Genomic DNA, 12,625 nt, shown 5'->3' with positions numbered 1-12,625 from the left:
AAACAACAATATATTACACAACAACATATACGGGAATGAATTATGGGAGAGGTAATTTCTCTCTGGCCATTGACGGGGATCGCCGTCATCGTGGTCGGATTTCTTTTACGTTTTAATCCGGTATTGGTGGTTATTATTGCCGGGATCGTCACGGGACTGGCGGCGCATATGCCGATCGCCACCATCCTCGAGAAGCTGGGTGAAGGTTTTCTTAACACCCGCAACCTGCCGTTTATCCTGCTGATCCCACTGGCGGTTATTGGCCTGCTGGAACGTCACGGACTCAAAGAGCGCGCTCAGGCGTGGATTGCGAAAATCCGCAGTGCCACCAGTGGCCGTCTGCTTATTGTCTATCTGTTCATTCGTGAAGCGACCGCTGCGTTAGGGTTGACGAGCCTGGGGGGGCATCCGCAGATGGTGCGCCCGCTGCTGGCGCCAATGGCGGAAGGGGCCGCCGAGAAAAATCACGGCGAGATACCCGGCGCGGTTCGCTATCGCCTGCGCGCAATGTCAGCGGCGACCGATAACGTCGGGCTGTTTTTCGGTGAAGATATCTTTGTTGCCTTCGGCGCGATCATATTCATGCACAACTTTATGCTGGAGTCTGGTGGGATCCAGACCGAACCGCTGCATATCGCCTTGTGGGGGATCCCGACGGCAATTTGTGCTTTCCTGATCCACGGCACGCGTTTGTGGCGTCTGGATAGCTATTTGCAACGTGAAGTGGCGAAAGCGAATGCCGCAGCGAAAGGGGAAGCGAAATGAATTTTCAACAAAGCTATCTCTACTGGCTGGCAGGTGCGGTATTACTGATTGTGGCGCTGATGTCCTGGCAGGACAAAGCAAACCCGCGCCGTTTCACCACAGGCCTGTTTTGGGGCATATATGGCGTACTGTTTCTGCTTGGTGACTGGACATACTCGCTGTTTGGCGATAAACGCGCAGTGCATATTGCCGTCGGCGTTGCGGTGGTTGTGCTGGCCCTGATCGCGGGTTTTGGTGGTGTGAAGCTGGGAAGCTACCATCAACGCACGCAGCAACAGCGCGAAGAAAGCGCCAGCCGCCTGGGCAACCGCCTGTTTTTCCCGGCATTAGCGATCCCGGTGGTAACGGTCATTGGCGTACTGATGTTCAACCATATTCCGGGCTTACAGGATGCGCTGTTCGGGCCGGGTAATCACGCCACGCTGGTAACGCTCTTTTCAATGACAGCGGGCTCGTTGATTGGTCTGGCGATGGCGATAAAAATGACCCATGAGCGGGTGCATCAACCGATTCAGGAGGCACGCCGTCTGCTGGACTCCATTGGCTGGGCGTTCATTCTGCCGCAGATTCTGGCTACGCTTGGGCTGCTGTTTACAGCGGCGGGTGTCGGTAGCGGCATTTCATACCTGACGCAGGAATATCTGGCGGTGGATAGTCGCTTTATCGCGGTGGCGGTGTACACCATCGGCATGGCATTGCTGACCATGGTTATGGGTAATGCGTTTGCTGCTTTCCCGATCGTGACCGCTGGGATTGGTATTCCAATCCTCGTACTGCAACACGGCGGCAACCCAGCGGTAATGGCGGCGATTGGTATGTTCTCCGGCTATTGTGGGACGCTGATGACGCCGATGGCGGCGAACTTTAATATTGTTCCTGCAGCGTTGCTGGAACTACCGGACAAAAATGCGGTGATTAAAGCGCAGGTGCCAACCGGCATACTGCTGCTGCTGGTCAACGTGTTCCTGATGTATTTCCTGATGTTCCTGTAAGGAGGAAGGATGAAAACAGTACTCATCACGGGATTTGAACCCTTTGGCGGCGAGTCAGTTAACCCTTCCTGGGAAGTGGTCTCGAGCCTCGACAATGCTATTATCGGCGGATGCCGCGTAATAGCCCGCCAACTACCGTGTGTCTTTGGTGAGTCTCTCGCTGTACTCAATGCCGCGATTGACGCGTTGTCGCCATCACTGGTGCTGGCTGTGGGGCAGGCGGGTGGTCGCACGGATATCACCGTGGAACGCGTGGCGATTAACGTTGACGATGCGCGTATTGCGGATAACCAGGGGCAACAGCCGGTCGATGTGCCGATTGTGGTCGATGGCCCGGCGGCATGGTTTAGTACGTTGCCGATTAAAGCGATGGTTGTCGCCATGCGCAACGCGGGAATTCCGGCCTCGGTTTCCCAGACTGCGGGTACTTTCGTGTGTAACCACGTGATGTATGGCCTGCTGCATAAACTACGCGACGTACCGGCGGTGAAGGGCGGCTTTATTCATATCCCTTATTTGCCGCAACAGGCTGCACAGCATCCCGGGGCGCCAAGTATGGCGACAGAAACGGTGCGCCGTGCGCTGGAGATTGCGATTGCCACCGCCTTGCAGGTGGAAAGCGATATCGCAGTGACGGGCGGCGCAACACATTAACAAAGGAAAGTATTATGCCTGAAGGCCCGGAGATCCGCCGCGCGGCGGATAACCTGGAGGCGGCAGTCAAAGGCAAACCCCTGACGGATGTCTGGTTTGCCTTTGAGCAGTTAAAACCGTATCAATCTCAACTGATTGGGCAACGTGTTACCCAGCTTGAAACGCGGGGGAAAGCATTACTGACCCATTTTTCTAATGGCCTGACGCTGTACAGTCACAATCAGCTCTATGGCGTGTGGCGAGTGGTGGACACCGGCAAAATCCCGCAAACTTCGCGGGTACTGCGCGTCAGGCTGCAGACACACGACAAAACTATCCTGCTCTATAGTGCGTCTGATATTGAAATGCTGACGCCAGAACAGCTCACCACCCATCCGTTCCTGCAACGGGTAGGGCCGGATGTACTGGATTTACGTTTAACGCCTGATGAGGTTAAAGCGCGTCTGTTATCTCCGCGTTTTCGCAATCGCCAGTTTTCTGGTCTGCTATTGGACCAGGCATTTCTGGCGGGATTAGGTAACTACCTGCGGGTAGAGATCCTTTGGCAGGTTGGGTTGACCGGGCAGCATAAAGCGTTGCAGCTTAGTGATGAGCAACTGGATCAACTGGCACATGCGCTGCTTGATATTCCGCGGCTGTCTTATACTACCCGCGGCCTGGTCGATGAGAATAAACATCACGGTGCGTTGTTTCGCTTCAAGGTCTTTCATCGGGACGGCGAAACCTGTGAGCGTTGTGGTGGAATAATCGAGAAAACGATGCTCTCTTCGCGCCCCTTTTACTGGTGCCCGGGTTGTCAGCACTAAGCGGGTTGTTTTGGTGCGTGCACCGAAATAAACCGCGCGACTGCGGGGCCAGTTAACAAAATGCTGAACAGTCGCAGGGTTTGCATCGCCATGATGAGCGCCATATCAGCGTGGCTTCCTGCGGCGATCACCGCAACAGAATCCACTCCTCCAGGACTGGTTGCCAGATAGGCAGTGAGAAAGTCGATCTGCATGTAATGCGCCAGTCCCCAGGCCATGGCTGCGCAGATCGCCATCAGTGAAAAAATGGACAACAGGATCTGTGGCAGTGGTCGTAACGCCATCAAAAAGATCTGCTTGTCAAAGCCAAGACCGATTTGCCAGCCAATTGACATATAGGCTATTGCCAGTAGCCATTCCGGCAGTTCAATCACCATCACTCCGCTTGCATTCAGCAAGGCCCCCACCAGCATTGGCAATAGCATAACACCAGAGGGAATACGCAGTAGGCGCCCAGCCGTGCCGGCAACGGCGGCCAGCATCAGAGTGCTGAAAAGATTGCCGCTTAGCGGCGGAAACCAGATGATTTGTTCACTGACCGTTTGGGCCTGGTCGCCCATCACCAGCCGGGTGACCAGCGCTGCCGCGCCGACCACCAACAGTACGCGCAGATACTGCATAAACGCCACCAGCCGGATGTCGGCGCCATAATCCTGGGCCATTGCGACCATTGCTGCTGCACCGCCTGGTGACGAGCCCCACGCACCGGTATTCCCCGGTAGATTACTATAGCGAACCAGCAGCCAGCCGATTATCGCGCTGCTGATAAGGGTTGCCAGCAGGATAACAATCACCATCGGCCAGTGGGCTGCAAGGGTTGTGAAGATTGAACCGGTCAGATTTTGGGCAATCATGCAGCCGAGAATCGCCTGTGCGCCAAGAAACGTGCTGCGAGGAGGATGCAGCGAGATGCCGCGCATACTGAAAATGATGCCGACGATCATCGAACCGAGCAGCAAGGGGCCTGGAAGATGGATAAACAGAAAGAGCAGGGAAAGAAGGAGCGATAGCACAAACAACAGGCTCCACTGCAAAACAGGCATCCCATGCTCCCTTGTTTTATACTGCATTCAATGTCTTGATACAGCATAGAGAAAAAGTCAGCTGAAAAAAATATCAGGTATCAATAAAAACGGACTAACCGGCGATCGGGTATTGATGCCTGTTATCTGAAAAAATCGTCGACAGCATCATTCCAGGCATGCCCGAAGATAGACCACTCCTGACTGATTGTAGGTGGAAAATCGCTCCGGCAGTATCCATTCTTAGATTCAAAATCAAAGACGCCATGTGGGTAACCATTTATCAGCAACACACATTTCTTACTATTTTCTGACCAACCGATCTTCACATCTGATGGGATATGTCCATCTGAAACGTCTTCTGCATTGTAAATATGTAGAGCATCTTTGATAGGATTTCCGTCTACAGATTCATCAAGTGCATAGAAATATTCGGTTTGACCATTATCTTCAAATACAGCAGCGTATGAACCTTCAGGAGCTAAACTTTCTATTACCTGCTTTTCACCGACGATGAGTTGAGCTTGAACCGTGACCGTTATTGTCATTTTAATTTCCCTGGATGTATAAAACTACGCTATTCTGAAATTGATATTAATGATTTAAATGCTTGATTTGAAATGTTTAGGTTGATTCTTTAAATGATGAGCGTCCCTGGGACTTACGCCATTTTTTGATTTCATCGATGATGCCTTGTGGGCTATCTTCCTTGTCATCCGGGGGATAAAAAATCAATCCATCACTTTCCGGATGATCCACGATTTTATCGAAATGATCGACTAATGAGTCAATATGAGATTCAAGTTCTCTTCCTTTCAGATTGTAAACGTTACTGAAAAATTCATTCAGAAATTCTATAAATTCAGCTTCAGTGTAGTCTTCTATTTTTTGTTTAAAATGAATCATATATTCACCTTAATAATAAGAGGCTTTGCAAAATGCTGTTATTTGTTTTTGAAATAGTTATTCAGCTTTTAAAATTAAAAGCAACTGACCTAAAACCTTGTTTAACTTTTCAATCAGCTCATTTTTATCCCATCCTGAGGATGTTTTTATCATAGGGTGATCCCAATCGTCATCCGATATAACCTGGATAAGAAACTCCCCTTTCTCGTCAAGCGAGGGGTACCAGCCGATGTCTATGACAACACCATTATTTTGGGTTAGTTGAAATAAATCTTCATCTAGTCGGATAGCCTCCTCTGATACTGTTTTGGTAAAATCTATAGTAGATAACTCATCGTAAATACTCTTCACATTTTCAATGAAATAATCTATCCCTAAAATATTGAAATTGGTTTTCAATTTGTTTTTCCATTACCTGTGAAGGTTTTTATTCTGAATCTTTAAATGACGCTCGTCCCTTGGACTTACGCCATCTTTTGATTTCATCAATGATGCCTTGTGGGCTATCTTCCCTGTCATCCGGGGGGTAGAAAATCAAACCATTACCTTCCGGATGATCTACGATTTTATCGAAATGATCGACTAATGAGTCGATGTAAGATTCACGGTCCATTTCGCCTTGATAGCGCGGATTTGCGGAGAATTCATTCAAGAGTTCTATGAATTCAGCTTCGGTGTAGTCTTCGATCTTTTTAAGATGATTCATATACTCACCTTTATAATAAGTTTCTTTGTATAGCTCATTTAGAATCTTTAAATAACTCTAATCCATGAGATGTTCTCCACTTTTTTATTTCCTTAAATATTCCTAAGGGTGAACATTCAATCTCATCTGGAGTATTAAAAATCAGTCCATTACCAAGTGGATGCTGGGTGACTTTGACTACATGTAGTTGTAGGTTATCGATAAATTTACCAAAATCACTAGCATTTAGTCCATGTTTATTCTCAAAAAAGTTAGATAGTAGATCAATGAACTCTGACTCAGTGTAATCGCTTATTGTTTTTTCATTATCTATTAGCATTTTTATGTATTCCTATATGTAAGCGAGGAGTAGTAATATTTATATTATCCATATTAAACGCTTCTCCGCCATGCTGGATTTCTTCTAAGTGATGAAGTTCAAAAGTGCTTCTGCCACCTACTTGCTCTGAAGGACCAGGATATGGTGCTAACCCCATTCTTATCAGGGTTTGGTTAGAAGGTTTAAAATCCTTCATAAGCTCAGGGCACTCTGACACCGCAAGCCAGAACTCTCTTCTGAAATGGTCAAAGTTGCGAAACGTTCTTCCCCGCAGCTTATCTGCCACCTGTGCCGGTATCGGCGCTCTCAGCCCTGAACTGGCGGCTTCAAGCCAACGATTATTTCCGGATAAAATTTCACCGTGGCCGGTTGCTGTACCGGGTTCGTCCCGGGCTGTTTTCAGGTATACATATATCGGCTGAATGCCTGAATCGGCCGGAAAGACCAGAATATAATCGTTAAAATCGGCGACATCCGGCACAAGGAACGGTGGCGTGGTGTACTCATTTTTGCCATCCGGGATGGGTGTCACCAGAATTGTTGGCTGATCAAGCGGTGGAACATTGCTTCCTGTGTGATTAGGTAAATCACCCGTCGCGGGGTCATCCGGCGTCCAGGTGATTAACGGCCCGTCTACGTCGTGGGCGGGTGTAAATTCATAGCGATGATGGTCATCATTCCACACCATATTTGCGACGCGCACGTTTTCATACGGAGTACCTTCGCCGGTATGCACGCCGTAGACTTGCGACTTACCGTGAATGTCGGTTCCCCAGAAAAAACGAACGCGGGTTGTGGCAGTGCCACCTACCAGCGCCTTTTTCCGCAGTTCTTCTTCATACCAGAACTCATCGCGTCCGGGAACGCGTGCGCTGCCCGTACCCGCGGACGGAATATACAGCGCGGAAGCCAGCGCTCCGATATAAGGAACGCCTCGTGCGGCGCTGAGCATGCCACCGAGTGACCACTCGCCCCACACCTGCGTCAGCCCACCTAAGATCGGCTGCGCGGTCGAGGCTTCTGCAGGCTGCGCATATCCGCAACAATCATTGACGGAAGATTGTGCGAAAACCGCCATCTGACCGAAGTTTTCAGCCGATTCTTCACGGCTCCCTGCGTCTGTACAGCCTTTCTCTTTCAGACAGGATTTGGCATAGACCGGTGTGACTGCAGGAATGAGTGGTGCTGGGGGGGGAGGTCGGTTCGCAACGGGTATTATCGAACTAGCCGGCTGATTGCGGGGTGGTATAAATAAACGGTTGTACTCAGCATGCAATGTCAGGTAGTTAAATTCCGTATTGGCAATCAGGTGCTTGCAAAGAATATAGTCATACGATACCGCAATTTCTTCGGTATCCAGCTCGTTTAGGGCCACATAGGTTTGTATGCTTTTTACCGAAGCATTTCTTAATTGAATATAATAGTAGCGTTCCCATCTGCCGAATCTGTTTATTCGCCATAAATCAATTTCAATAAATAGACGTTCATTGTTATTGATGGCGTTAATAAATAGTGGTGTGCTTTTATCAATTAATTTTTCAAATCTTAGCATCCGGGTATTAATACCAGAACCCGTATTAACTAATCCGTTAGAGAGCGAAAAAGCAAAAATCTCATCAGGATGGTTTTCCTGCCAGCGATTTCCTATCGATGCGTCTGTACCACAACCAGAAGAGATATCGCCTTGTCGCTCACCTGTTATCTTCAGATAAATAAGGTCGCCCATGCCATTTAATCCAGCGCTGTGTTTTATGAGGCTGGATTAAATAGTTAATGAATTTAAAGATCAAATAATGCTTTGGCAATTAATGCTATATTAAACAGGGTAGTAATTGCGCTCAATTAAATATATTAAAGGGCGAGTAAACGAGAGAAGGTAATATTGAAGAGGTGAATGCAATGAACAAGACGGGAACTGAAAAAAACCACCGGAATTATCCGGTGGCCTGAACAATTAACGCTTAATATCAGACTTAAAATCGCGCTTGTCGTAGCCGGTGTACAGCTGACGCGGACGCGCGATTTTCATGCCGTCGGTGTGCATTTCGTTCCAGTGTGCAATCCAGCCAACGGTACGTGCCATGGCGAAGATCACGGTGAACATGGAGGACGGAATACCCATCGCTTTCAGGATGATGCCGGAGTAGAAGTCTACGTTCGGGTAGAGTTTCTTCTCAATGAAGTACGGGTCGTTGAGCGCAATGTGCTCAAGTTCCATCGCCACTTCCAGCAGATCATCTTTGGTACCCAGTTCTTTCAGCACTTCGTGGCAGGTTTCACGCATGACGGTAGCGCGCGGGTCATAGTTTTTATAAACACGGTGACCAAAGCCCATCAGACGGAAGGAATCATTCTTGTCTTTCGCGCGGCGAACAAATTCCGGAATGTGTTTAACAGAGCTGATTTCTTCCAGCATTTTCAGCGCAGCTTCGTTTGCGCCGCCGTGTGCCGGTCCCCACAGGGAAGCAATACCTGCCGCGATGCAGGCAAACGGGTTAGCGCCAGAAGAGCCCGCGGTACGTACGGTAGAGGTTGAGGCGTTCTGTTCGTGGTCAGCGTGCAGGATTAAGATACGGTCCATTGCGCGTTCCAGAATCGGATTCACTTCGTATTTTTCGCACGGCGTAGAGAACATCATGTTCAGGAAGTTACCGGCGTAGGAGAGATCATTACGTGGGTACACGAACGGCTGCCCGATGGAATATTTGTAGCACATCGCTGCCATGGTTGGCATTTTGGACAGCAGGCGGAAGGCGGCGATTTCACGGTGACGCGCGTTGTTTACATCCAGCGAGTCATGATAGAACGCTGCCAGCGCTCCGGTTACACCGCACATAACGGCCATCGGGTGAGAGTCGCGGCGGAAACCGTGGAACAGACGGGTGATCTGCTCGTGGATCATGGTATGGCGAGTGACTGTGGTTTTGAACTCGTCGTACTCTTCCTGCGTCGGTTTTTCGCCGTACAGCAGGATATAACACACTTCCAGATAGTTGGACTCGGTCGCCAGTTGGTCAATCGGGAAGCCGCGATGCAGCAAAACACCTTCGTCACCGTCGATGAAAGTAATTTTGGATTCGCAGGATGCGGTAGAGGTGAAACCTGGGTCAAAAGTAAACATCCCTTTTGAGCCAAGGCTACGAATATCAATAACATCTTGACCGAGCGTACCTTTCAGCACATCCAGTTCAATAGCAGCGTCACCATTTAGAGTGAGTTTTGCTTTAGTATCAGCCATTTACGGTCTCCTTAGCGCCTTATTGCTTAAGACTGCCGGAACTTAAATTTGCCTTCGTGCATCAATAAACCGTTACCAGTTTGTTATTTGGCTCGCCGCTCTGCGAAAGAGGGGATGACCTGGGTACAGAGCTATGGGCGCTTGCAGGTAAAACGGTCTTTTCATGGCGAATAAACTGCAAATCAAGAACTTAGCAATCCGAATTATTTAACCTGTCTATCACTAATAACTGTCCTGAAGGTATTGGTCAATACTTCCACACTGTTACATAACTAAATCTCCGGTGAAAGAGTGACCCCATAACTTTTACGCATTATATGCTTTTTCTGGTGTCGTTTGTAACAACTTTGTTTAATGATTGTCAAATCAGATGATTAAAAATTAAAATAATGTTGTTATCGTGACCTATGTCACTGTTCGGGATAAAACCCGACAAACTATATGTAGGTTAATTGTAATGATTTTGTGAACGTCCTATACTGCCGCCAGGTCTCCGGAATACCCTGCAATCCCGAGCCAACCAGCGTTGTAACGTGTCGTTTTAGCATCTGGAAGCAGTGTTTTATATGACGCGTAGTTATAGTAAGGACGCTGTCTGACCCGCACGCAGACCGGAGGAAGGAAATCCCGTCGTCTTTCAGGCTACAGGTGTCTTCATCTTCTGTACCCGAAGTCTAAAGGGAATAATAAGAACAGCATGTGGGCGTTATTCATGATAAGAAATGTGAAAAAACAAAGACCTGTCAATCTGGATCTGCAAACGATCCGGTTCCCAATCACGGCGATAGCGTCCATTCTCCATCGCGTATCCGGAGTGATCACCTTTGTGGCGGTCGGGATTCTGTTGTGGTTATTGGGTACCAGCCTTTCCTCCCCTGAAGGTTTCCTCACTGCGTCATCCATTATGAATAACTTCTTTGTGGAGTTAATTCTGTGGGGGATCCTGATTGCGCTGGCATATCACGCCGTAATGGGCATTCGCCATCTGTTGATGGATTTTGGCTATATCGAAGAAACCCTCGAAGCAGGGACACGCTCCGCCAAAATTTGTTTCGTTATCATTGTCGTGCTTTCACTTCTCGCAGGAGTCCTCGTATGGTAAGCAACGCCTCCGCATTAGGACGCAACGGCGTACATGACTTCATTCTGGTCCGTGCTACCGCTATCGTTCTGACGTTATACATCATCTATATGGTCGGTTTCTTCGCCACCAGCGGCGAGCTGACGTATGAAGTCTGGACCGGTTTCTTCTCATCGGCATTCACCAAAGTCTTCACCCTGCTGGCACTTTTCTCCATCTTGATTCATGCCTGGATCGGCATGTGGCAGGTGTTGACCGACTACGTTAAACCTCTGGCTGTGCGCCTGATTCTGCAACTGGCTATCGTTGTTGCGCTGGTGGTTTACGTCATTTATGGATTTGTTGTGGTGTGGGGTGTGTAATGAAACTGCCAGTCAGAGAATTTGATGCTGTTGTGATTGGTGCCGGCGGCGCAGGTATGCGCGCGGCGCTGCAAATTTCCCAGAGCGGTCAGACCTGTGCGCTGCTCTCCAAAGTGTTCCCAACCCGTTCCCATACCGTATCCGCGCAGGGTGGCATCACCGTTGCGCTCGGTAATACCCATGAAGATAACTGGGAATGGCACATGTACGACACCGTTAAAGGGTCGGACTACATTGGTGACCAGGACGCTATTGAATATATGTGTAAAACCGGTCCGGAAGCCATTCTGGAGCTGGACCACATGGGACTGCCGTTCTCTCGCCTCGACAATGGCACAATTTATCAACGTCCGTTTGGTGGCCAGTCGAAGAACTTCGGCGGCGAGCAGGCGGCACGTACTGCGGCAGCGGCCGACCGTACCGGTCATGCACTGTTGCACACGCTGTATCAGCAGAACCTGAAAAACCATACCACCATCTTCTCCGAGTGGTATGCGCTGGACCTGGTGAAAAACGCCGATGGCGCAGTTGTCGGTTGTACCGCGTTGTGTATCGAAACCGGTGAAGTGGTTTACTTCAAAGCCCGCGCGACCGTGCTGGCGACCGGTGGTGCTGGCCGTATTTATCAGTCCACCACTAATGCCCACATCAATACCGGTGACGGTGTTGGTATGGCTATCCGCGCTGGCGTGCCGGTGCAGGATATGGAGATGTGGCAGTTCCACCCAACCGGTATCGCCGGTGCAGGCGTTCTGGTAACAGAAGGCTGCCGTGGTGAAGGTGGCTACCTGCTGAACAAACATGGCGAACGCTTCATGGAGCGTTATGCCCCGAATGCGAAAGACCTGGCGGGTCGTGACGTGGTGGCGCGTTCCATCATGATCGAAATTCGCGAAGGTCGCGGCTGCGACGGCCCGTGGGGTCCGCACGCCAAACTGAAACTCGACCACCTGGGTAAAGAAGTGCTGGAATCCCGTCTGCCGGGTATTCTCGAACTGTCCCGTACCTTTGCTCACGTTGACCCGGTCAAAGAGCCGATTCCGGTTATCCCAACCTGCCACTATATGATGGGTGGTATTCCGACCAAAGTAACTGGCCAGGCGCTGACCGTGAATGAGCAGGGCGAAGATGTGGTGATCCCTGGGCTGTTTGCCGTCGGCGAAATCGCCTGCGTATCGGTTCACGGCGCCAACCGTCTGGGCGGCAACTCGCTGCTGGACCTGGTAGTATTTGGTCGTGCGGTTGGTCTGCATCTGCAGGAATCCATCGCTGAGCAGGGTGACCTGCTGGATGCGACCGAAGATGAAATCGACGCTTCTCTGGCGCGTCTGAACCGCTGGAACGGTAACCGTAACGGTGAAGACCCGGTGGCGATTCGCAAAGCGCTGCAAGAATGTATGCAGCATAACTTCTCGGTATTCCGCGAAGGCGATGCGATGGCGAAAGGTCTGGAAGAGCTGAAAGCGATCCGCGAACGCCTGAAAAATGCCCGTCTGGACGATACCTCCAGCGAGTTCAACACCCAGCGCGTTGAGTGTCTGGAGTTGGATAACCTGATGGAGACCGCGTACGCCACTGCAGTATCTGCAAACTTCCGTACCGAAAGCCGTGGCGCGCATAGCCGCTTCGACTTCCCGGAACGTGATGATGAAAACTGGCTGTGCCATTCCCTGTACCTGCCAGAATCGGAATCCATGACGCGACGTCAAGTCAATATGGAACCGAAGCTGCGCCCGGCATTCCCGCCGAAGATTCGTACTTATTAATGCGGAGA

General features: G+C 49.9%; 15 protein-coding genes and 1 pseudogene. 7 read left to right on the top strand and 9 right to left on the bottom strand.

The genetic code is table 11. The annotated features are described in order from the left end of the window. Window positions 1-42: 42 nt before the first annotated feature. From OGY17_RS05475 to nei, 4 genes are read left to right on the top strand one after another with little or no spacing between them, the layout of a single operon-like run. Window positions 43-765 carry a DUF969 domain-containing protein gene (locus OGY17_RS05475; RefSeq protein ID WP_003831395.1) on the top strand — a complete coding sequence of 241 codons (723 nt, stop codon included), beginning with the start codon at window positions 43-45 and terminating at the stop codon, window positions 763-765. Next, a complete protein-coding gene (locus tag OGY17_RS05470) occupies window positions 762-1,757 on the top strand; it encodes a DUF979 domain-containing protein (protein WP_032942722.1) in 996 nt (331 codons plus the stop codon). The genes OGY17_RS05475 and OGY17_RS05470 overlap by 4 nt, the downstream gene beginning before the upstream one ends. A 9-nt stretch (window positions 1,758-1,766) precedes the next feature. Further along, window positions 1,767-2,411: a pyroglutamyl-peptidase I gene (gene pcp / locus OGY17_RS05465; protein WP_003831398.1), complete on the top strand. Its 645-nt coding sequence runs from the start codon at window positions 1,767-1,769 to the stop codon at window positions 2,409-2,411. 14 nt (window positions 2,412-2,425) lie between these two features. Continuing rightward, complete coding sequence (gene nei, locus OGY17_RS05460) at window positions 2,426-3,217, top strand: endonuclease VIII (protein WP_153753522.1); 792 nt, start codon at window positions 2,426-2,428, stop codon at window positions 3,215-3,217. On the opposite strand, the gene OGY17_RS05455 is transcribed toward nei, so the two are convergent. The 9 genes and pseudogenes from OGY17_RS05455 to OGY17_RS05415 all read right to left on the bottom strand — a co-directional run bounded on the left by OGY17_RS05455 (window position 3,214) and on the right by OGY17_RS05415 (window position 9,722). Beyond that, window positions 3,214-4,260 carry an AbrB family transcriptional regulator gene (locus OGY17_RS05455; RefSeq protein WP_286606585.1) on the bottom strand — a complete coding sequence of 349 codons (1,047 nt, stop codon included), beginning with the start codon at window positions 4,258-4,260 and terminating at the stop codon, window positions 3,214-3,216. The two genes, nei and OGY17_RS05455, sit on opposite strands and share 4 nt — an antisense overlap. A 122-nt stretch (window positions 4,261-4,382) precedes the next feature. Continuing rightward, window positions 4,383-4,787, bottom strand: a complete 405-nt coding sequence (locus OGY17_RS05450) for a DUF2251 domain-containing protein (protein ID WP_286606583.1) — start codon at window positions 4,785-4,787, stop codon at window positions 4,383-4,385. Window positions 4,788-4,863: 76 nt separating this feature from the next. Then, a complete protein-coding gene (locus OGY17_RS05445; RefSeq protein WP_286606581.1) occupies window positions 4,864-5,145 on the bottom strand; it encodes a bacteriocin immunity protein in 282 nt (93 codons plus the stop codon). 57 nt (window positions 5,146-5,202) lie between these two features. Further along, a complete protein-coding gene (locus OGY17_RS05440; protein WP_286606579.1) occupies window positions 5,203-5,544 on the bottom strand; it encodes a hypothetical protein in 342 nt (113 codons plus the stop codon). 28 nt (window positions 5,545-5,572) lie between these two features. Continuing rightward, window positions 5,573-5,851: a bacteriocin immunity protein gene (locus tag OGY17_RS05435; protein ID WP_286606577.1), complete on the bottom strand. Its 279-nt coding sequence runs from the start codon at window positions 5,849-5,851 to the stop codon at window positions 5,573-5,575. A 34-nt stretch (window positions 5,852-5,885) separates the two neighbouring features. Further along, a complete protein-coding gene (locus OGY17_RS05430; protein WP_137366193.1) occupies window positions 5,886-6,170 on the bottom strand; it encodes a bacteriocin immunity protein in 285 nt (94 codons plus the stop codon). After that, a complete protein-coding gene (tssD, locus tag OGY17_RS05425; protein ID WP_286606575.1) occupies window positions 6,157-7,896 on the bottom strand; it encodes a type VI secretion system tube protein TssD in 1,740 nt (579 codons plus the stop codon). The genes OGY17_RS05430 and tssD overlap by 14 nt, the downstream gene beginning before the upstream one ends. Window positions 7,897-8,124: 228 nt before the next feature. Further along, entirely contained in the window at window positions 8,125-9,408 is a 1,284-nt protein-coding gene (locus tag OGY17_RS05420; protein WP_003831404.1) for a citrate synthase, read from the bottom strand. A gap of 203 nt (window positions 9,409-9,611) precedes the next feature. Beyond that, a pseudogene (locus OGY17_RS05415) lies at window positions 9,612-9,722 on the bottom strand (hypothetical protein). Window positions 9,723-10,105: 383 nt separating this feature from the next. Here OGY17_RS05415 and sdhC point away from each other — a divergent pair. The 3 genes from sdhC to sdhA are packed head-to-tail and all read left to right on the top strand — an operon-like array spanning window position 10,106 to window position 12,617. Next, window positions 10,106-10,510, top strand: coding sequence for a succinate dehydrogenase cytochrome b556 subunit (gene sdhC, locus OGY17_RS05410; RefSeq protein ID WP_003831406.1), 405 nt, complete (start codon window positions 10,106-10,108; stop codon window positions 10,508-10,510). Continuing rightward, a complete protein-coding gene (gene sdhD / locus OGY17_RS05405) occupies window positions 10,504-10,851 on the top strand; it encodes a succinate dehydrogenase membrane anchor subunit (protein WP_003831408.1) in 348 nt (115 codons plus the stop codon). Before sdhC ends, sdhD begins: the two co-directional genes overlap by 7 nt. Continuing rightward, the gene (gene sdhA, locus OGY17_RS05400; protein WP_003831409.1) at window positions 10,851-12,617 is read left to right on the top strand and encodes a succinate dehydrogenase flavoprotein subunit; all 1,767 of its coding nucleotides are present in this window, start codon (window positions 10,851-10,853) and stop codon (window positions 12,615-12,617) included. Before sdhD ends, sdhA begins: the two co-directional genes overlap by 1 nt. The last annotated feature ends 8 nt before the right edge of the window (window positions 12,618-12,625 follow it).

Source organism: Citrobacter sp. Cpo126, assembly GCF_030332445.1.
GTDB classification, from domain to species: Bacteria; Pseudomonadota; Gammaproteobacteria; order Enterobacterales; family Enterobacteriaceae; genus Citrobacter; species Citrobacter portucalensis.
This window is presented reverse-complemented; position numbering and strand designations above follow the sequence as displayed.